Annotated in this window: 17 protein-coding genes; 3 read left to right on the top strand and 14 right to left on the bottom strand. The window is 68.2% G+C overall.

Features of this window, described 5'->3' with window-relative positions:
- Nucleotides 1–20 precede the first annotated feature (20 nt).
- The 5 genes from AB0B40_RS32425 to AB0B40_RS32405 form a co-directional block, all read right to left on the bottom strand.
- Entirely contained in the window at nucleotides 21–605 is a 585-nt protein-coding gene (locus tag AB0B40_RS32425) for a hypothetical protein (protein ID WP_362267078.1), read from the bottom strand.
- Between the two features lie 715 nt (nucleotides 606–1,320).
- A complete protein-coding gene (locus tag AB0B40_RS32420; RefSeq protein ID WP_362267076.1) occupies nucleotides 1,321–1,623 on the bottom strand; it encodes a hypothetical protein in 303 nt (100 codons plus the stop codon).
- The gene (locus tag AB0B40_RS32415; RefSeq protein WP_362267074.1) at nucleotides 1,620–2,360 is read right to left on the bottom strand and encodes a GntR family transcriptional regulator; all 741 of its coding nucleotides are present in this window, start codon (nucleotides 2,358–2,360) and stop codon (nucleotides 1,620–1,622) included. Before AB0B40_RS32415 ends, AB0B40_RS32420 begins: the two co-directional genes overlap by 4 nt.
- Nucleotides 2,357–2,581 (bottom strand): hypothetical protein, encoded by a 225-nt coding sequence (locus AB0B40_RS32410; RefSeq protein WP_362267072.1) that lies wholly within the window; start codon nucleotides 2,579–2,581, stop codon nucleotides 2,357–2,359. Before AB0B40_RS32410 ends, AB0B40_RS32415 begins: the two co-directional genes overlap by 4 nt.
- A gap of 523 nt (nucleotides 2,582–3,104) precedes the next feature.
- On the bottom strand, nucleotides 3,105–3,383 hold the full coding sequence (locus AB0B40_RS32405) for a hypothetical protein (protein WP_362267071.1): 279 nt from the start codon (nucleotides 3,381–3,383) through the stop codon (nucleotides 3,105–3,107).
- A gap of 79 nt (nucleotides 3,384–3,462) precedes the next feature.
- Between AB0B40_RS32405 and AB0B40_RS32400 the strand changes: the two genes are divergently transcribed.
- A complete protein-coding gene (locus AB0B40_RS32400; RefSeq protein ID WP_362267069.1) occupies nucleotides 3,463–4,221 on the top strand; it encodes a GntR family transcriptional regulator in 759 nt (252 codons plus the stop codon).
- Nucleotides 4,222–4,678: 457 nt separating this feature from the next.
- Here the strand turns inward: AB0B40_RS32400 and AB0B40_RS32395 are convergent, their stop codons facing one another.
- From AB0B40_RS32395 to AB0B40_RS32375, 5 genes are all read right to left on the bottom strand, one after another.
- On the bottom strand, nucleotides 4,679–6,316 hold the full coding sequence (locus AB0B40_RS32395; protein ID WP_362267067.1) for an ATP-dependent helicase: 1,638 nt from the start codon (nucleotides 6,314–6,316) through the stop codon (nucleotides 4,679–4,681).
- Entirely contained in the window at nucleotides 6,304–8,307 is a 2,004-nt protein-coding gene (locus AB0B40_RS32390) for an ATP-dependent endonuclease (protein ID WP_362267066.1), read from the bottom strand. Before AB0B40_RS32390 ends, AB0B40_RS32395 begins: the two co-directional genes overlap by 13 nt.
- A gap of 717 nt (nucleotides 8,308–9,024) precedes the next feature.
- Complete coding sequence (locus AB0B40_RS32385) at nucleotides 9,025–9,282, bottom strand: hypothetical protein (RefSeq protein WP_362267064.1); 258 nt, start codon at nucleotides 9,280–9,282, stop codon at nucleotides 9,025–9,027.
- Nucleotides 9,283–10,105: 823 nt separating this feature from the next.
- Entirely contained in the window at nucleotides 10,106–11,434 is a 1,329-nt protein-coding gene (locus tag AB0B40_RS32380) for a class I SAM-dependent RNA methyltransferase (RefSeq protein ID WP_362267062.1), read from the bottom strand.
- A gap of 117 nt (nucleotides 11,435–11,551) precedes the next feature.
- Entirely contained in the window at nucleotides 11,552–13,600 is a 2,049-nt protein-coding gene (locus tag AB0B40_RS32375; RefSeq protein WP_345052103.1) for an APC family permease, read from the bottom strand.
- A gap of 374 nt (nucleotides 13,601–13,974) precedes the next feature.
- On the opposite strand from AB0B40_RS32375, the gene AB0B40_RS32370 reads away from it, so the two are divergent.
- Complete coding sequence (locus AB0B40_RS32370; RefSeq protein WP_189305041.1) at nucleotides 13,975–14,646, top strand: TrkA family potassium uptake protein; 672 nt, start codon at nucleotides 13,975–13,977, stop codon at nucleotides 14,644–14,646.
- The gene (locus AB0B40_RS32365; RefSeq protein ID WP_345052108.1) at nucleotides 14,646–15,317 is read left to right on the top strand and encodes a TrkA family potassium uptake protein; all 672 of its coding nucleotides are present in this window, start codon (nucleotides 14,646–14,648) and stop codon (nucleotides 15,315–15,317) included. Before AB0B40_RS32370 ends, AB0B40_RS32365 begins: the two co-directional genes overlap by 1 nt.
- Before the next feature lie 180 nt (nucleotides 15,318–15,497).
- Here the strand turns inward: AB0B40_RS32365 and AB0B40_RS32360 are convergent, their stop codons facing one another.
- Genes AB0B40_RS32360 through AB0B40_RS32345 form a run of 4 tightly spaced genes read right to left on the bottom strand, consistent with a single transcriptional unit; the run spans nucleotide 15,498 to nucleotide 20,003 of the window.
- Nucleotides 15,498–16,265 (bottom strand): DUF3159 domain-containing protein, encoded by a 768-nt coding sequence (locus AB0B40_RS32360; RefSeq protein WP_345052111.1) that lies wholly within the window; start codon nucleotides 16,263–16,265, stop codon nucleotides 15,498–15,500.
- Between the two features lie 3 nt (nucleotides 16,266–16,268).
- The gene (locus tag AB0B40_RS32355; protein WP_345052114.1) at nucleotides 16,269–16,667 is read right to left on the bottom strand and encodes an OB-fold nucleic acid binding domain-containing protein; all 399 of its coding nucleotides are present in this window, start codon (nucleotides 16,665–16,667) and stop codon (nucleotides 16,269–16,271) included.
- 43 nt (nucleotides 16,668–16,710) lie between these two features.
- Nucleotides 16,711–17,397 (bottom strand): response regulator, encoded by a 687-nt coding sequence (locus AB0B40_RS32350; RefSeq protein ID WP_345052116.1) that lies wholly within the window; start codon nucleotides 17,395–17,397, stop codon nucleotides 16,711–16,713.
- Complete coding sequence (locus AB0B40_RS32345) at nucleotides 17,394–20,003, bottom strand: sensor histidine kinase KdpD (protein WP_362267059.1); 2,610 nt, start codon at nucleotides 20,001–20,003, stop codon at nucleotides 17,394–17,396. Before AB0B40_RS32345 ends, AB0B40_RS32350 begins: the two co-directional genes overlap by 4 nt.
- Nucleotides 20,004–20,300 lie beyond the last annotated feature (297 nt).

Below are 20,300 nucleotides of genomic sequence, written 5' to 3'. Positions count from 1 at the left end.
CGCCCGTTCACTGCTCCGGATCAACCTGCGATGGGCAGCGGCTCGTGACGGTGCCAGATCAGGTACCGGTCCTCGCGGCGCAGCTCCGCGGAACCCCACTCAATGCGCATGACGCCCCTCTCCATGGAACAGGCGTAGGCAACGAGGACGAGCCGCACGTCTTCGGGAAGCAGCTCCAGGTCCGGATGCACCTCGGAGTCCTCAAGTTCCCCCCAGTCCAGGTCGAATGCCTGCTGCAGCGACGGCGGGCCGTGGCGTCGGATCAGGTCTGCGCGGAAGCCTGTGGCCCGTCGGAGACGTGCAGCCGTGACGGGTACGTCCTTCTTCGCGTACCGGAGGGGATAGATCAGGTGGCCGCGGACGAGCATCATCGTGCGTCCTTGCAGGCGCACCGGCTCCCCGAGCCCGGAGATGCCGGCGGCCAGTTCCTCGTATTGCACAGCGTAGAGGCCATGTCCGTAGGCTTCGAGCGTCTGGGTATGGACGCCCTCCTGCCCAGTGCGTGCTCGATCATGAGCCCGAACGAGCGAGGCTGGGATGATATCGGCCAGTTCGCTGGCTATGTCCCCGAAGGTCTCACGTGCCCACTGACTGGCTGAACCCACAACGTACCGCCCTTCCCTGGTGGTCTTGCAGGCACCGAGCAGCGTCCACCTAAACCGTGCTGCGCCCAGGCGAGACACACAAGGTCGCAACCAGCGCACAAAGGGAGCGCACATCACCTGAACAGGGTTCACCGCGCGCGTGCCGCAACAGCGGAGCCCTCCCGGCCCGATCGCTCGCGGTGACGGCAATCCTGAAGGCAACGACGGCGGACGGCAGCGACCACCAGCAGTGCAGCACGGTGCTGGCGCAGGCCGATCGGGTCGAATCACCAAGGTCTGCCCGCATCTTCTAAGCGCCGGGCCGCGCCGCGGGCGCGTGTTTGACGGCGTGAGCACGGGGATCAGGGGCGCGTTGCTGGCGGTAGGTTGTCCGAGGGCGTTCAAGACGCGCTATGCGACTGGGGGCAAGCACGTGGACGAAGACAAAATCAGGCGCGCGGTGGCACCGGGGATGCAGGACTACGAGAGATCTCGGCCAAATCCCAAAGGGATCATTGCTGAGGCGGAGAGTGCCGTAGGCGGCTGCTTAGCGATGTTCCTGATCGCTCCCCTCATTGGGGGCGTCGTTACTGCCTGCTGCAATAGGTGACGTCCGAGCCGTCTCTCGGCCGTGCGAGACCGCCCGACGCCAATCAACAACGACAGAAGCCCACGGCGTCTGAGCTGGTCAGAGGCCGTGGGCTTCGTCAGTCTCGCTGGTCAGCGAGAACGCTGGTCAGTAGACCGGCAAATCGCTTGCTGCCAGGAGGTGACCGCGGCTGGTGGCAACACGGAGCACGTCTCGCAACGCCCCGGTCAGTTCCTCGGCCAGCCGTCGAAGGTCCTCCGCGTCCTGGTCGTTGCCATCGAGGGTGTGCGAGGCATGCTCCAGCAGCTCGGCTGCCGTTCCCAGTTGCACGGCTTCGATGTTGTCCGCCAGGCGGGACATGTACCCACCCTTGTCATCGGTGTTCAGGTAGCAGGGCTTGCCTTCCGGCCCCGACCACGGGAGGAGTCGTAGTTCGTTCGGTGCCGTCATCCTTGCGTCTGCCTCTCATCCGTCACGTGGGTGGTGAAGACCGCGTCGACGCGATCCCCTGGGAACGTCAGAAGGGCGGCCTCAATGACTCGCCCGGTGGTGTCGGTCGCGACGCGCGTGATCGCCAGGACTGCCATGGAGGAGCTAGTCCGGAGGGCCGATGCTTCGTCCGGTGTTGGTGGGCGGGCGCATACCGTCTCCCGGACGGTTGCCAGCGGCGAGCCCAGAATGGCGAGTCGTAGGGCGGTCTCCTGCCATGAGGGTTCGTCGTCCAGCACTCCGGCCGGGACAAGGTCGCGCGGGATGTAGATGCGGGCCAGTGCGCGCGGTGACTCTTCCTCGTGACTGACGCAGAAGAACTCAGCGAGTGGACTGCCCGTCGGCACCTTGAGCAACGTCGTCAGGTGACTGTCTGCCGGAACCATGGTGGTGCGCACGGTGACACGCAGCGCCGCTTCAGCAGCGGTCCACGGGTCCAGCGTCCCCCATCCGCCGACGTACACGATCTTGCGGGGCGGGCGGCGGACGAAGTTGCCTTTGCCATGGATCTTCTCGACCAGGCCTTCGCCCTGGAGGACCGCGAGGGCGCTTCGCAGTGTCACCGTGCTGACCTTGTATCGGTCGGCGAGGTCAGCCTCAGACGGAAGACGTTCGCCCGGCTTCATGCGGCCGGTCGTGATCTGCTGCCGGAGATCGTCGGCGATGTCGTGATGGCGTGGAGACACAGGCCGGGTCACCGCCTTCTCAGTACGCGAACTGCGGCAAGCCGGGTTCGCGCATGTATGGTCAGCAGCTCGCCCGACTCGAAGAGGAGTTGCTTAGCTCCCTGAGGGAGTTGGAAGAGGTCGCTCACCCGGCACGCTTGACCGCCGAGTTGAATGACGTCGCCACGCTGCACGGTGGCGGCGGTGATCTCGACGTTCGACACCAGCACGCCGCGGGGTGTCCAGGCGCTCACTGCTCCACCTCCGCGGGCGTCGAGTGGTGGGGCACCGAGTGACATGGGCAGGCACACGTCTCGTAGACGACCGGCAGGTCGATCGGTGCAGAGACCGGCGAGGACTCCGTGCAGGCACGGTGCGTGCCGACACGGCAGGCAGTCGACCGATAGGGGACGGCCGGGGCATCAGCGATCTGGGGTTGCTGGCGAGGAGGCATCAGCCGACTCCCGCGAGTCGCGACAAGGCTTCAGCGGGCGGCTGAGAAGCCGCTACCACCGCGCGCGGTCGCACTCGTTCCTCCCAAGCCAGCACGTACGGGCGGACGAGTGCGTTGTCCTCCCCCACGAGCGGGTGCCGGTGGTTCGCGCTGTCGCAAGCCCGGCCCAGGATGACCGTCGACGCGTCAGCGGATGCAGGGAAGGCGGGGACGGCCGGCGGCCTGGAGGGCGTTAAGGGCCGGCGGTGCCTGCCCTTGGGGGCGTACCGCGCTCTGGTGAGCGCGACGGCGCGGCGGATACGGTTGAGCACGCTGCTCAGCTCCTATCGCTGATGGCTCGGTCCCCCGACATCGCCCGTCGTGGGGACCGCTTTGCGTACGACCGCCCACAAGGTGCGGCCGTTCAGGCTGGTGGCGACGAGCCCGAACCGATTGGCCTCGGCCACCACTTCCAGGGCCTCCCGCCATGACTCGGCGGAGAGCGATTCCGGTAACTCCGCTTCGACCGACGTGTACCGGTCGTGCTCCTCCACGCGCGCGGAGAGCCCGACGGCGGACAGCCGGGCAGCGATGGCCGCCGCGCTAACTCCCGAAGCGGGCACAGGGCAGCCTCCGTCAACCGGCGATCACTTTCAGTGAAGCTAGTTAACTAGATTAGAGCTAGTGGACTAGATTTTCCATATGTCTGAGCAGCCGCCCTATCTCCGCATCGCCGACGAACTCCGGCGACGGATCGCGGAGCACGTATGGGAGCCCGGGGACCGTCTGCCGTCCCGCGCCCAGATCGGCCAGGAGTGCGGGGTGGGCGAGAACGTGGTCCGCCGGGCTCAGGAACTGCTGATTTCCCAGGGTGTGCTGGAGGGGCGTGCCGGGTCCGGAACGTACGTCGCCGAGCCCCGACAGCGGGTGCGAGTGGTCCGTTCGTCCGCGCGTGAGCGGCCCGACGGGTCGCCGTTTCGGGCGGACATGAAGGCCGTGGGCAGGCAAGGGGACTGGGAGAGCCGGACCGAGGCCAAGGTGCCGGCTCCGGCGGACATCGCGACGCGGCTCGGCATCGCCGAGGGTGACCTGTGTGTCCGGACCACGTATGAGTTCCTGGCCGACGGCAGGCCGGTGCAGCTGTCCACGAGTTGGGAGCCGTACGACCTCACCGGCGGCACTCTCGTCGTCCTCCCCGAGGGAGGCCCGCACGCCGGGGCCGGTGTCGTGAACCGCATGGCCGCGATCGGCGTCACCGTCAGCCACGCCGTGGAGCAACCGGAGCCCAGGCAGGCGACCGCCGAGGAGGCGTCACTCCTGGGCGTCCAGAAGGCCGCCCTCGTCACTCACATCCGGCGGACGTACTACAGCGACGAAGGGCGGCCCGTAGAGACAGCCGACATCGTGGTGCCCGCCGCTCACTGCGAGATCGTCTACGAGATCCCGATCAACCGTCACTAGCCCAGCGTCTGCCGCCAGTCGAATGCGTGTCGAAGGTCGGTCGATGAGGTGCCCAGCGCGAAAAGAGAAGCAGGTCAGCAGGGGTGCGCCACCCGTCCCGCCAAGCGCCTTCTAAGCGCCTGCTCCATCATTAGTGCTCGCCACGCGTAGCATGCTGTCGTCCGAACCACGTACTGATCTACCGCACGGCCGCCAGAGTCTGCCGCCACGCCCTCCACCCCTTACTGGGGGTGGAACCAAGCACACCATTAACCAGGAACTGCGAGCATCGTTTGATCACCGGAGGGAGGATGAACCCGCGCTCAGCCATGCACAGTGGCAATCAAGTCACAGGCTGCGGCGAAAGCAATCCTCAGGGTCGGCAAGGGGCTCGCACACCTAAATGATCTACGTAGCCATCAGTATCTTCTAACTAAGGCGACAGAACCCGGCGTACAGCCCGGCGTCGCGTCCTGTCTCACGGATGAATGGTGCCTGAAGCGAACCAATCGTGGAGCGTGGACTCTGCCTGTTCCGGGAGATCGTTTACGAACACCACGGCCAGACCGCGCTGGGCTCGCGAGCAGCACACGTAGAACAGGTTACGTGAGCGTTCGGTCCGTTCGGGTTTGTCGATGCCGGCGAGCATCTTGCCGATGTTGTACCGGTTCCAGGCACTGTCGTCGACCACCACGACGACGTTCTCGAATTCGTCGCCCTTGACACCGTGCTGGGTGGAGAACGGGGTGAGTTCGTCGATGAAGTTAGTGACGCTGACGACTTCCCGGTAGGACACGGTACGGAGGTTGTTTGAGAAATCCGCTCGTCGCTGGTCGCGCTCGTCCAGGTCCGTTGCGGTTCTGCGGCGTTCGAAATCTTTAAGTTTTCCTGGCATGGCGAGGAGGTGACCGTCGGCCATCAGGTCGAGTACGTCACCGATGGTGCCGGTCCTGCGTATGCCGTCGAGTGCACGGATGGCGTCACTGATGGCGCGTTTGTGGGCGTGGCGGGTGATCCGGGTCCGTCCCTCGTCCAGCAGGCTGGTCAGCTCAGCGAAGTCGTTGCTGCGGAAGGCTGTGCTCACGGCCTCGATGCGGGTGAGGTACTGGATGTAGGGCTCGTTGCGTGCCATGAGGTCGTCGGGGCCGTAGCGGCTCAGTTGTCTGTACTGTTCGAGGAGGTTGGCGTATTCGAGGGTGCCGGCGATCCTGCGGTGGGTGAGCAGGAGGTATTTAGTGTTCTCGCGCGTCCAGCCGTTCTGAGCGAGTTTTGCTTGGGCGGCCGTCAGTCGCTCGGGGCCGGCCGGGATGCCGGTGTTGAGGAACAGGTGGACTTCACCGGCCTGCTGCTCGCCAACGGCGTCCTGGATGAGCTCGGGACGCATCCGGTTGAGCACCTCAACGACGGAAGGGGAGCATCGGTAGTTCTCGTGCTTGGTGATCTCGGTGAGGAGGCCGGGGCGTTTCACCGCTCCGACGCCGGACTCGTAGATCTTCTGCATGGAGTCGCCGAAGAGGCCGACTACGCATTTCTCGTGGCCGACGCCCGCCAGGTGATCCAGCAGGAGCTGGATCGTCTTGGGTGAGGTGTCCTGGTACTCGTCGACGAAGATGACCGGGTACTTGCTGGCGATGATGCGTATGAGCTTGGGGTGGGCTGTGACGAGTCGGAGCGACAGCGCGATGACGTCGTCGTGCGAGATGCGCCCCTCGCTCAGTCTGCGTCCGCGGTCGGAGTACTCGATGACCGGGGGAGCGGTGACGTCGTCGAGGTCTTCGGGCCTGGTGAGACCCAGGTTGTAGTCGAGAATCTGCTGCCAGAGCTCACGCTGGTACGGCTGGATGGCACTCCAGAGGAATTCGTGGATGGTGCCGACGTCGACGAGCGGGTCCGCGGAGATGCGTTCGAGGATCTTCTTCTTGGCGACGTTCGTGTACGTGATGCAGGCGATCCGCCGACTGTGTGCTTCCAAGTCTGCACGGCGGCAGTTGAGGAGGTGCTGCAGGGCGCGGACCAGGGTGGTCGTCTTGCCGGCGCCGGCCCCGGCTTCGACGAGGAAGCTGCGCCGGGCTTCCAGCTCCGTGGCGACGGCTTCGAGGGTGTCTACGCGAGCCACTGCAGTCCTTCGGCGATGTAGCGGGGAACGGCCCAGTCCTCCAGGAGCATGACATCGAAGGCGAAGTCGGTCTTGTGGTCGCTGAGTTGCTCTGCGATGTCATAGGCTTTGGCTTCGATATCGTCGGCGGTGGGATCGGCCCCGACCTCCTTGACGAATGCCGCCTTCAGGGCGAGCTGTCGGAAGTCACGTGCTAGGGGCCCCGCGTTGGCGATAATGAAGGCGTCCTCGAAGCTCCGCGCGCAGGCTCCCGAATCTCTCTCCGGGATCTGGTAGGCGACGCGGACGCGACCCTGCTCCTTGTCGGCCGGGTAGGTGGCGAGCAGCTCAGCGATGCTGGCCCTTGCGGGCAGCCAGTTCTTTAGCGTTTGATTCGAGGTGACCGTCTGTCCCTGGCCCGGTGGGCAAGCCTTGCGGTGTTTGGGGCACACGGAGTCGATGTCGGTGATTACGAGGGTTTTGACGTTCAGGAAGGCGAGCAGTTCCCGGAAGCGGACGGCGTAGGCGTCACCGACCTCGATGACCGATACATATTGGTGCAGCAGCTCCTTGGCGCAGCGTCGGACCATCTCGGGCAGCAGCAAGCGTTCCGCGGTGCCCTCGATCAGGATCACCTTGTCGGCGAAGAACATGTCGCACCGGTGCAGGACCATGTACTGGCGCAGAAAACGTAGGGTCTCGTCTCCCTGGGGGGTGGCCTTGACGTTTGCCTGGAAGGTCGAGAGGTCCTTGACGGTGAGCTGCGGCTCGGAACGGTCGAAGTAGCGCACGGTGTGGAAGCCGCTGCTTGCGACGATGTGGGAGGAGTGCGTGGTGATAACCACCTGCACCTTCCAGCCCGTTTTGCGGTCAATGAAGTCCTGGATGTTCTTGATAAACGTCTCCTGCATCTGGGGATGCAGATGGGCTTCGGGCTCCTCGATGAACAGCACCTGCAGTGCCGGTTTGGGCGTAGTGCGTTCGTAGGTCTGGTGGAAGCTGATGACCTGCAGGATCGTGAAGATCAGCTTGCTGTAGCCCAGCCCGTTGTGGCCTTCAGGAAGGTGGAAGTCGGCGTCCCCGGAAGGATATTGAATGCGGGTACTTCCCCGCAAGATACCTGAAGCCTCGATAAGGGACACGATGCGCGGCTTCTGGACAGGGGTGATGGTGCCCACTCCGAAAGTGCGCAGGTCCTCGAAAATCGGGTCGAACAGCGTGGCGTAGTTGTCGTCGAGCTGCTGCGAAGCGGACGCCAGAGCGGTCTCGATCTGCTCGATGCTCTGATGACGGTCCTCGTGCCCGCTGTTGACCTTGTAATAGGCCTCGAACGTCTTCGACAACGTGCGGGCCTTGTCGCTCGGGGTGTCGTCCACCTTGGTCTGCGCATAGACGAGCTTGACCGACAGGATGGATTCGGCGGCACCGCGCTTGATCTCTTTGCGGACGTTCTCATCCAAGGGACTGACCGCTCGATAGACCGGGGCAAAGTAGTCCGAGAAGTTCTTGCGCAGCCACTTGATCCGATCGAACGACTCTCGTCGGCTGGCCAACCAGAACTCCTTGAGGAAGTCGTGCGGGCGGGCGGCCTCCAGCGCCGCCTCGATCTTGACCTCGAGGCAAGCGTCGTCCAGGTCGAGGATCACACCAGTGAGCGGCGCGAGGTCGTCGTCTTCCGTGTACTCGATTGTGAGGACCAACTGGATGGCCGGGACGAGGTCGCGCGCCTTGACCAGCAGGTCCTCGCTCGTCTCGCTGTCGCCCCGGTCAGCGTGCGCCTGCGCCTCGCCGAAGATTTGCCGCGCCTGCTCGATGTCGGCGATACGGCAGGTGGAGAAGTCCTCAAGAACGAACCTCGTGTCTTCCTCACCGAAGAACTTCTCGAAGAGATTAACGAATGATGTCTTGCCGCTGTTGTTGCGACCGACGATGAGCGTGGCCTTCGGATCAACCCGGACGTCCACCCTCTCCAGGGCTCGATAGTTGATCACTTCGGCATGGGTCAGCTGCATCGCACTCCCAAGATCGTCTCCAACCCAGCTCCCGGGGCGACATACGCTCTGCAACTGCCGAGAGTCAGAGCAGTATCCGATACCGAAGGAGCAAGGGGTGCCACTTGGCTCAAAGTTGTCATTGATGCGACAGATTACGTCCACTTCAATCTTCCTCGATCGATGACGGTCATTGATCCGCGACAGGCATCAGTGCGCCTGGTGAAGGAGTCGCCGGGACAGAACCGCGCTTCCAGTCCCGTGGGTGGCGTCTGAGCGCAAGGAGTCGCTGCGGCTGCCGCACACTGCCGGTAGGGAGCAGCACGGTCGCCGCTCCCCGCGGTAGCCGGGCCAGGGACATGCCCGCAGGTGCGGAAGCAGCCGCAATCAAGGTGCTTCTCGCCCTCCCGACAAGGACCATCCCCGCGTGTGCAGGGAACAGCCAGTCGCCCCGCTCGGAGCGGGCCGTCCGGCCTGCTCCCGCGCAGCGCGGCCAGCAGCGGACCGCAGTCGGCCAGCAACAGTGCGGGCAGGACCGGTGACCAGCCCATACCCGCTGCCAAGACGCCGACGGCTTCACGGCCCCATCGGCCCGGCCGACCTGCTCGTCCTGATCGGGACTGGGCGGTAGCAGCCGGCCGTCCGCCGCGGCGGACGACGCCTAACCGAGCGCCGCCCGCACCCGCTGCCACAGGCCGACGGCACGCGAGAGCGGGCAAGTGTCCAGCATCAGGGCGATCAGCCGGGCGCCTTGCAGCGCCGGGTGGCCAGCCGACAGACGCTGGTCATCTCGGAACTCGCTACGTTGCGATCCTCGGTCCCTCCGAAAGGCAACCGCCAGGCGACGACCTCGGCGTGGTGCACCGCCGCCAGGACGGCGCCGCGCACGGTGGCCGCGTCGTTGGTGAAGGAGTCTTCAAGGAGGATCAGCCCGCACTGGCGTGGGCAGTAGGAGTAGTGCTCCAGGGCGGAGAGGGGGCCCGGGACGTCAGCCACAACGCCACCGGTGAGCAGACGCCCGCGGCCCCGGGACTGAACGAGGACGCCGCGCAGGACCTGCTGGCCCGCTTCGGCCGCCTGAGCCGTTACCACTAGGCACCCGAACTCGTCCTGGGCAAGCGCCTGGCGCACGCCACCGGTTCGAGCTCGACGGTCGCCCGCCAGGAGGTCCAGGCTCCAACTCCCGGTCGGCATCACAGGACCTCAACCGCTTGTGTATCCGGTCGACGGGCCTGCTCCTGTCGCCCTACTCTCGCGCGGTGACGGACAACAGGGAGATGGTCGAGGACTTTTGCGTATTGAAGCGGTGCTTCAACAGGTACCTGGAGGGCCTGGCGCCGACGCACCAGCGATAGACGTCCTGTTTCTCTAGGCTGGCGCCCTTCCGGTCCCGGGTCTGGAGCCGGGCTGGCCGGGCCTGGCCGAGCAGTTGCAAGATGCGCTGGAGGCGCCGTCGGCCGGATCCGCCCAGCCCCCCCCTGGGCGGCCCACGGTCGGTCACGTCACCCGGACAACTGCGTACTTTGCTGGAGGCACGGGTGGCTGACTTCGCCAGGGACCCCCTCTGGACAGCAGACAGGCGGGCTCGGGGGCTGTGGGCCGGTGATGGTGGTGGCTAGGCGAGCGGCTCGATGTCCGCGACAGCCCGCCACACCTACGAACCCAGGAGACCGCCTGAACAGCATCGAGAGGCACCTGATACCCCATCAGAACGAGCGTCAAATGAGCGTCAAGATACCTTGCAGAGCGTCATTTGAGCGTCAAGATATCGCCCGTAACGCCCATAGGGCACATCATGCGCACCCACCGAAACCGCAGGTCAGGACCCCTTCACGGCCGGTTCCAGGATGGCAACGCACTCCACATGGTGCGTCATCGGAAACAGATCGAACGCCCGCAGCGTCCGCACCCGGTAGCCGCCGTCCCGGAAGTACCCCAGATCCCGGGCCAGCGCCGCGGGGTCGCAGGCGACGTAGGCGATGCGGCGGGCGCCGAGGGTGGTGAGGTGGTCGACCGTCTTGCGGCCCGCGCCGGCGCGGGGCGGGTCGAGGACGATCAGGTCGACCTCCGTGATGCCGGTGCGCGGCAGGACCGACTCGACCTTGCCCTGCTCGACGCGGACCCGCGGGAAGCCGGCCAGGTTGTGCCGCGCGTCCTCCACCGCCCGCTTGCCGGACTCGATGCCGAGCACCGCGCCCTTCTCGCCGAGGCGGTCGGCGAGGGCGCCGGCGAACAGGCCGACGCCGCAGTAGAGGTCCAGGGCCATCTCGCCCTTGCGGGGCAGCAGGCCCTGCATGACGGCCTTCACCAGGGTGTCGGCGGCCTTCGGGTGGACCTGCCAGAAGCCGCCGCTGCCGACGCGGTAGGTGTGGTCGTCGGCCCGCTCGCGCACGAACGCGCGGCCGTGGACACGGTGGATACCGCCGTCCCGCTCGTCGACCCGCATGACGGAGACGGGCCGGTCGAGCTCGACGAGCGGCAGCCGGGCGCCGGGGCGCGGCTCCAGGATCACCATGCGGTCCTGGGAACCCGTCGCGGCGATCACCTCGACGGAGGCCATGCCGGACCAGTCCCGCTCCTCGATGCCCAGTTCGCTGACACCGGCCGCGGCGATCATGCAGTGGTCGATCGGTTCGACCTCGTGCGAGCGGTGGCGGCGCAGGCCGGCGTTGCCGTCGGCGTCGACGGCGTACTGGACGCGGGTGCGCCACTGGGGGACCTGCCCGGCCGGCAGCTTGTCGCCCTCGGCCGGCAGCACGGTGCCGTCCCAGCCGGCTTCCTCGGGGGTGAGCCCGGCGAGCCGCTGGAGCTGCTCGGCGATGACGTCGGCCTTCAGCCGGCGCTGGGCTCCCGGCTTGGCGTGCTGCCAGTCGCAGCCGCCGCAGCGGCCGGGGCCGGCGAAGGGGCAGGGCGCCTCGATGCGGTCCTTGGACGCCTGGAGGATCTCCACGGCGTCGGCGCGCAGGAAGCGGGCCCCCTCCTCGCCCTCGGTCACCCGGGCCACCACCCGCTCTCCGGGCAGCGCGTGCCGGACGAACAGCACCTGGCCCTCGGAGGTACGGGCGATGCAGTGGCCGCCGTGGGCGACGGGGCCGATCTCGACGTCGTACTCCTGGCCCACCAGAGACTGGGTCGGTTCTGTCTGCATGGTGGGGTGACTCCAGATCGAAGAGGTGTCGGAGAAGGGCGAAGAGGGGGGACGGGAGGTCGGCACGACCGGTGGGCCGGACAACAGCCCACCAGTCTACGGCCTTCGCGCCCCGCCTCAGTCCCTGGCGGACGGCTCCTTGGGCCGCTCCACCGCGGGACCCCGCCGGACCGCTCCGGGCGCGTTCCACTCCTGCCGCTTGCGGGCCCGCAGCTTGGCCGCCTCGGAGGACTGCAGCTGGTACGGCACCGAGGTCACCATGACCCCGGGGGTGAAGAGCAGGCGGCCCTTGAGGCGCAGGGCGCTCTGGTTGTGCAGCAGGTGCTCGTACCAGTGGCCGACCACGTACTCGGGGATGATCACGGAGACCGCGTCGCGCGGCGACTCCTTGCGCAGGCTCTTGACGTACTCGATCACCGGGCGGGTGACCTCGCGGTACGGGGAGTCGAGGACCTTCAGCGGTACGTCGATACCGCGCCGCTCCCACTCCTCGCGCAGCGCCTTCGTCTCGGCCGGGTCGACGTTGACGGTCAGCGCCTCCAGGGTGTCGGAGCGCATCAGCTTGGCGTAGGCCAGGGCGCGCAGCGTGGGGCGGTGGATCTTGGAGATCAGGACCACCGAGTGCACGCGGGACGGGCGGACCAGGTCGTCGCTGGGCCCCTCGGGCGCGGCGATCTCCTCGGCGACCCGGTCGTAGTGCTTCCGGATCGCGGTCATGGTCGCGTAGAAGATGCACATGCCGAGCAGGGCCACCCAGGCGCCGTGCGTGAACTTGGTGACCAGGACGACGACGAGCACCAGGCCGGTGAAGAAGGCGCCGAACGCGTTGATCGCGCGGGAGCGGATCATGTGGCTGCGCTTGGCCTGGTCCTTCTCGGCCGCCAGGTGGCGGTTCCAGTGCCGGACCATGCCGGTCTGGCTGAGCGTGAAGGACACGAACACGCCGACGATGTACAGCTGGATCAGGCGGGTGGAGTCCGCGCCGTAGATGAACACCAGCAGTGTCGCGGTGCCGGCGAGCAGCACGATGCCGTTGGAGAAGGCGAGCCGGTCGCCGCGGGTGTGCAGCTGGCGCGGCAGGTAGCGGTCCTGGGCGAGGATCGAGCCGAGCAGCGGGAAGCCGTTGTACGCCGTGTTCGCGGCCAGGAACAGCACCAGCGCGGTGGCGGCGGCCAGGACGACGAACAGGAAGCTGCCCTTGCCGAAGACCGCCTCGGCGACCTGGGAGATCACCGGGTTCTGGACGTAGCCGGAGCCGAGCGGGTGGCCGTTGTGGAGCAGGTCGGTGGCCGGGTTCTCGGCCATGCGGACCTTGGTGGACATGGCGAGGGCGATGATGCCGCAGAACATGGTGACGGCGAGCAGGCCCATCATCGCGAGCGTGGTCGCCGCGTTCTTCGACTTGGGCTTGCGGAAGGCCGGCACGCCGTTGGAGATGGCCTCGACACCGGTCAGGGCCGCACAGCCGGAGGAGAAGGCGCGCAGCAGCAGGAAGACGAGCGCGAAGCCCGCGAGGCCCTGGTGCTCGGCCTTGATGTGGTAGTCGGCGGTCGGGGCGCGCATGGTGTCGCCGAGGACCAGGCCCCGGAAGGCACCCCACGCGACCATGATGAAGACGCCGCCGACGAAGACGTACGTCGGGATGGCGAAGAGTTTGCCGGACTCCTTCACGCCGCGCAGGTTCATGAGCGTCAGCAGGACGATCACCGCGGTCGCGCACAGCACCTTGTGCTCGACCACGAAGGGGATCGCGGAGCCGAGGTTCTCGATGCCGGAGGAGATGGACACGGCGACGGTCAGGACGTAGTCCACGAGCAGGGCGCTGGCGACGGTCAGGCCGGCCTTGGGCCCCAGGTTGGTGGTGGCGACCTCGTAGTCGCCGCCGCCGCTCGGGTACGCGTGCACGTTCTGCCGGTAGGAGGCGACCACGGTGAACATCAGCACCACGACCGCGACGGCGATCCAGGGGCTGAAGTGGTACGCCGACACGCCCGCGATGGACAGGACCAGCAAGACCTCCCCCGGCGCGTAGGCGACGGAGGACAGCGGGTCGGAGGCGAAGACGGGGAGTGCGATGCGCTTCGGCAGGAGGGTCTCGCCCAGCCGGTCACTGCGCAGGGCCCGCCCGATCAGGATCCGTTTGGGCACGTCGGTCAGTTTGGACACGAGAGAGGATCGTAGGCCTTCGAACAGGCAGCCGCCCACCCGGTGGGCCGGATATGCCTCCCGAGTGAAAACGGGGACGCGCGGAACTGCGGAATCCGTGGTTGGTGTGCCCTTCGTGACTAGATGGCAAACCCCGCCTGTCATCGCACTTCGGAGGTTCCATGCCCGCGACCGCGGAGCTGATCGGAGCGGTGCTCGCCCTGGCCTGCCTCGGAATCCTGACCCTGTGCAGCGTGCGCAGCATCACTCGCCGGAGGCTCCCGCCGCCGCCCCGGGCACAGGGGTGCCCGCCGCCCGGCGTCCGTGTGTAGCTTTGGGCGTCGGTCTGAGACCCTGATGCTGAGCAGTAACTTTTGGACACCGGAAGGACGGTCGTGCACATCGTCATCATGGGCTGCGGAAGAGTAGGTTCCGCTCTTGCCCAGACCCTGGAGCAACAGGGCCACACGGTCGCCGTGATCGACCAGGACCCCACCGCCTTCCGCCGGCTGGGCCCGGGATTCGGGGGACGCCGGGTCACCGGGGTGGGCTTCGACCAGGACACCCTGCGCGAGGCGGGGATCGAGGAGGCCGGTGCCTTCGCCGCCGTCTCCAGCGGTGACAACTCCAACATCATCTCCGCGCGCGTGGCCCGTGAGATGTTCGGCGTGGAGAACGTGGCCGCCCGCATCTACGACCCCCGTCGCGCCGAGGTCTACCAGCGTCTGGGCATCCCCACCGTGGCCACGGTCCGCTGGACCGCCGACCAGATGCTGCGCCGCCTGCTGCCGTCCGGGGCCGAGCCGCTGTGGCGCGATCCCACCGGCGGGGTGCAACTCGCCGAGGTGCACGCCTCCGCGAAGTGGGTCGGCCACAAGATCAGCAAGCTGCAGGAGGAGACGGGCGTCCGGGTGGCGTTCCTGACCCGCCTGGGCGAGGCGATCCTGCCCACCTCCCAGACGGTGCTGCAGGAGGGCGACCTCGTGCACGTGATGATGCGGACGGACGACGTGGAGAAGGTCGAGGCGGCGTTCGCCGGTGGCCCGGAAGAGGAGGGCGGTCACTGATGAGGGTCGCCATTGCCGGAGCCGGCGCCGTCGGCCGCTCGATCGCGGGCGAGCTGCTGGAGAACGGCCATGAGGTTCTGCTGATCGACAAGGCGCCGACCGCGATCTCGGTCGAGCGCGTCCCGCAGGCGGAGTGGCTGCTCGCCGACGCCTGCGAGATCACCTCCCTGGACGAGGCGGCGCTGCAGCGCTGCAACGTCGTGATCGCCGCGACCGGCGACGACAAGGTGAACCTGGTCGTCTCGCTGCTCGCCAAGACGGAGTACGGCGTTCCGCGCGTCGTCGCCCGCGTGAACAACCCCAAGAACGAGTGGCTCTTCAACGAGGCATGGGGCGTCGACGTGGCTGTCTCCACGCCGCGTCTGATGTCCGCCCTGGTCGAGGAGGCGGTGAGCGTCGGCGACCTGGTCCGGCTGCTGCGCTTCAGCCACGGCGACGCCAACCTCGTCGAGCTGACCCTGCCCGAGGAGTCGGCCCTGGCCGGCACCCAGGTCGGGGACGTGGAGTGGCCGCAGGACACCTCCCTGGTCACGATCATCCGCGGCACCCGCGTACTGACCCCCTCCAAGGAGGACTCCCTGGAGGCGGGCGACGAGCTGCTGTTCGTGGCCGCGCAGGCCCGGGAGGAACAGCTGGAGGAACTGCTGTCGGTGCGCCGCGACGGGGCCTGAGGCCTTCCGGCGGTACGACGGTGAAGGGCGCCCTTGCCGCCAAGGGCGCCCTTCTCGTCGTAGAACCGTAGAACCGCAGAACCGTGGAACCTGTGCGGCCTCAGGACTCGTGCGACACCAGGGGCTGCGGCCCCAGGAGCTGTGCGGCCCCAGGAGCCGCCGTGCGGTCCTGAAGGCGGCTCACGCCTCCCGGCGGTGCCGGGGGCCCGTCGCCTCGCCGCCCTCCGCGACCAGGGCCGCCTTGCGCTCCTCCTCGGCCTTCTCCTCCGCCTCCATCTCGGCGAAGACGTCGATGGGGGCCGGAGCCTTGGCCAGGAAGACCCAGGTCAGCCAGACGGCGAGCAGGAACGGGGGGATCTTCAGGGCGACCAGCACCCAGCCGAGCTGGGTGGTGTCGGCCCACCAGTACAGCGGGAAGAGGATCGCGCACTTCGCCAGCAGGATCAGGCCCCAGGCCCAGCTGGCCTTGGCGTACGCCTTCTTGCGGCCCGGGTTACGGGTGCGCCAGGAGAGGTTCTCCTTGAAGACCGGACCCAGGATGAGGCCGATCAGGGGCACCCCGGCGAGAGTCGTGACGATGTACGCCAGCGCCAGACCCAGGGTGTAGAGCATGCCGGGGAGGTAGAAGTCCTTGGCGTTGCCGGTGAACATCGCGAACACCACGCCGAAGGCCACGCCGAACACGCCGCTGAAGGCGTGCTTGACGGTGTCCTTCATGGCCAGCCGGACCACGACCAGGACGAGGGACACCGCGAGCGCGGCGATCGCCGAGAGGTGCAGGTCCTTGTTGATCGTGAAGATCGTGACGAAGAGGAGGCCCGGCACGACCGTCTCGACCATGCCGCGGACCCCGCCGAACGCCTCGAACAGCGCCGCCTCGGTCACCGCGCGGGCATCGTGAGGCTGAGCATGGTCGGTGTCTTCGGTCGGCTTGTCGAGGGACGTCACCGGCTACTCCCGTCCGAGGGGTCGCAGTTCGTATTTCGGGTTGAACAGCACCCGGCGGCCTCGGCTCATCGAGATCCGGCCCGATGCGAGCAGCTTGCGCCCCGGTTCTATGCCCACGATGGAGCGCCTGCCGAGCCACACCACGTCCAGCGCGGCCGAGCCGTCGAACAGCTCCGCCTCCAGGGCCGGGACTCCGGCGCGTGGACGCAGGGTGACCGTGCGCAAGGTACCAGTTACGGTGACGATCTGCCGGTCGTGGCAGTCGCCGATCCTGGTGCAGCCCACCGTCTCGGCGTCCTCGCGCAGCTCCTCGGACTCCAGGTCCTCCTGCGACGAGGAGAGCCGGTCGAGCATGCGCCGGAACCGGCCGGCCGGCTTTTCGGAACGAGGAACAGCAGTCATATCTGAAGCGTACCGGGGAGAGCCGACAGGGCTGTAAGCCTGCTCACTTCTCGAACCGGTAACCCATTCCCGGCTCGGTGATGAAGTGCTCGGGGTGCGAGGGGTCCGACTCCAGTTTCCGGCGGAGCTGGGCCATGTACACCCGCAGATAGTTGGTCTCGGTCCCGTACGACGGCCCCCACACCTCCTGGAGCAGCTGTTTCTGGCTGACCAGGCGGCCGGTGTTGCGGACCAGCACCTCCAGCAGGTGCCACTCGGTCGGGGTGAGCCGGACGTCCTTGCCGCCGCGGTTGACCTTCTTGGCGGCGAGGTCGACGGTGAAGCCCGCGGTCTCCACGGTCGTCAGGTCGTCCTCGCCGGGCCCGACCGGCTCCGCCCGGCGGACGGCGGCCCGCAGCCGGGCCAGCAGCTCGTCCATGCCGAACGGCTTGGTCACGTAGTCGTCGGCGCCCGCGTCCAGTGCCTCGACCTTCTCGTCGGAGGAGTGGCGGGCGGAGAGGACCAGGATCGGCACCCGGGTCCAGCCGCGCAGGCCCTTGATCACCTCGACGCCGTCCATGTCGGGCAGCCCCAGGTCGAGGACGACCACGTCGGGGTGGCGGGAGGCGGCGAGTTCGAGCGCGGCCCTGCCGTCGGCGGCCGCGTCGACCTCGTACTTGCGCGCCTTGAGGTTGATGACTAGGGCGCGCACGATCTGCGGCTCGTCGTCGACCACGAGCACCCGGGTCATAGGGCCTGCCTCTCCGGTTCTGCGATGTCTGCCCCGTCCGGGGGTTCCGCGCCGGCCGCCCCGCCGGGGGGCTCCGCGATGTCCGCCGCCGGAGGAACGGTCTCGGCACGAGCTCCCGCCGCGCGCAGGCTGAGCACCATGGTGAGCCCACCGCCCGGCGTGTCCTCGGCGTTCAGGGTGCCGCCCATGGCCTCGGCGAAGCCCCGGGCGACCGCGAGGCCCAGCCCCACGCCGGCGCCGCGCGGAGCGTCACCGTACCGCTGGAAGGGCTCGAAGATCCGGTCCTTGGCCTCGTCCGGCACGCCCGGGCCGCGGTCCACCACGCGCACCTCCACGCGGTCGGAGATGGCGCTCGCGGAGACCAGGACACGCCGCCCGCGCGGGCTGTACTTGACGGCGTTCTCCACCAGGTTGGCCACGGACCGCTCCAGCAGCCCGGGGTCGACGGCGACCATCGGCAGCGTCTCGGGCACGTCCAGGCCGACGCTGTCCTCGGGTACGCCGCCGAGCGCCATCGGCACGACCTCGTCCACGTCGATCTCGCGGATCAGCGGCGTGACCGTACCGGTCTGCAGCCGGGACATGTCCAGCAGGTTGCCCACGAGGTGGTCGAGCCGGTCCGCGCCCTCCTCGATGCCCTCCAGCAGCTCCGCCTGGTCCTCCTCCGACCAGGCCACGTCGTCGGAGCGCAGGGAGGACACGGCGGCCTTGATGCCGGCCAGCGGGGTGCGCAGATCATGACTGACGGCGGCCAGCAGGGCGGTGCGGATGCGGTTGCCCTCGGCGAGCGTGCGGGCCCGGTCGGCCTCCTCCTGCAGCCTCCTGCGGTCGAGCACGACGGCCGCCTGGGCGGCGAACGCGGCGAGCACCCGGCGGTCCGCGGCGGGCAGCACCCGTCCGGTGAGCGCGAGCGCCATGTGGTCGCCGACCGGCATGTCGACGTCCGCGTCCTCGGGGCGCTCCAGCGGCGGGCCGAAGCCCGCGCGGCCGGCGCAGGACCAGGGCGCGACGTCGCTCTCGCGCTCCAGCAGGGCGGCCGACTCCATGGCGAAGGTCTCGCGGACCCGCTCCAGCAGCTCCTCCAGGCTGGTCTCGCCGCGCAGCACGTTGCCGGCGAGGAAGGAGAGGATCTCGGACTCGGCGCGCAGCCGGGCGGCCTGCTCGGTGCGCCGGGCGGCCAGGTCGACGACCGAGGCGACCGACATGCCGACCCCGAAGAAGATCGCGATGGCGACGATGTTCTTCGGGTCGGCGATGGTCAGCCGGTGCAGCGGCGGGGTGTAGAAGTAGTTCAGCAGCAGCGAGCCGAAGGCCGCCGAGGCCAGTGCGGGCAGCAGGCCGCCGAGCAGGGCGGCGGCGACGGTGACGGCCAGGAACAGCAGCATGTCGTTGGCCAGGCCGAGGTCGACGGTGTTCAGCAGCACCGCGAGGACCGCGGGGCCGGCGAGACCGACCAGCCAGCCCCAGATGCGCCGGGCCCGGCCGAGCCGGCCGCCGCGGGCCACCGGCAGTCCCCGGCCCTTGGCCGCCTCCTCGTGGGTGACGATGTGCACGTCCAGGTCGGGACCGGAGTCCCGGGCGACGGTCGCGCCGACGCCGGGCCCGAAGACGTACTGCCAGGCCTTGCGGCGGGAGGAGCCCAGCACGATCTGGGTGGCGTTGACACCGCGTGCGAAGTCGAGCAGGGCCGCGGGAATGTCGTCGCCGACCACGTGGTGGAAGGTGCCGCCGAGGTCCTCCACCAGGGTGCGCTGGACGGCCAGCTCCTTGGGGGAGGCCGAGGTCAGCCCGTCGCTGCGGGCGATGTAGACGGCCATGACCTCGCCGCCGGCGCCCTTCTCGGCGAGCCGGGCGGCCCGGCGGATCAGCGTGCGCCCCTCGGGGCCGCCGGTGAGGCCCACCACGATCCGCTCGCGCGAGCCCCATATCCGCGAGACGCGGTGTTCGCTGCGGTACTCGTTCAGGTACTCGTCGACCCGGTCGGCCACCCACAGCAGGGCCAGCTCGCGCAGGGCGGTGAGGTTGCCGGGCCGGAAGTAGTTGGACAGGGCCGCGTCGACCTTGTCCGGCTGGTAGATGTTGCCGTGGGCCATGCGGCGGCGCAGCGCCTGCGGGGACATGTCGACCAGCTCGATCTGGTCGGCCCGGCGTACCACCTCGTCGGGGACGGTCTCGCGCTGACGCACCCCGGTGATCGACTCCACCACGTCACCGAGTGACTCCAGGTGCTGGATGTTGACGGTGGAGACGACGTCGATGCCGGCCGCCAGCAGTTCCTCGACGTCCTGCCAGCGCTTGGCGTTGCGGGAACCGGGGACGTTGGTGTGGGCCAGCTCGTCCACGAGGGCGACGGCGGGCGCCCGGCGCAGGACGGCGTCGACGTCCATCTCGCCGAAGGTGGTGTCCCGGTACTCCAGTCGCCGGCGCGGCACCTGTTCCAGGCCGTGCAGCATCACCTCGGTGCGCGGCCTGCCGTGGTGCTCCACGAACGCGACCACGCAGTCCGTGCCCCGCTCGATCCGGCGGTGCGCCTCGGCGAGCATGGCGTAGGTCTTGCCCACACCCGGTGCCGCACCGAGATAGATCCGAAGCTTGCCGCGTGCCATGGCCCTATTGTCTTCCCGTACCCGTTGCCTACGCAGCGTCGACCTTACGGCCAACGATGTGGACAAATAGGGCGATGCCCCGGCCAGGCAGGGGCTTTGACGCAACTCTGACGGGTCGGACACCCTCAGCGCCCGACAATCCCCCGCCCCGCGACCGGTGCGCACCGACCAGGCCACGCACCCGCTCACCGCGAACGACGACCCCCGGCAGCCCGGCGACGGCACACCCGACCCCGACGCCGAACCGGCCGGCGACCTCCTCGGCAACGAGCGCGGCCAGGCGCCCGGGAGGAGCCG

The sequence above is a fragment of the Streptomyces sp. NPDC042638 genome, from assembly GCF_040647235.1.
Taxonomy (GTDB): Bacteria; Actinomycetota; Actinomycetes; order Streptomycetales; family Streptomycetaceae; genus Streptomyces; species Streptomyces rameus.
Note: the sequence above shows the minus strand (reverse complement) of the source record. Positions and strands in the feature narration are given on the sequence as shown.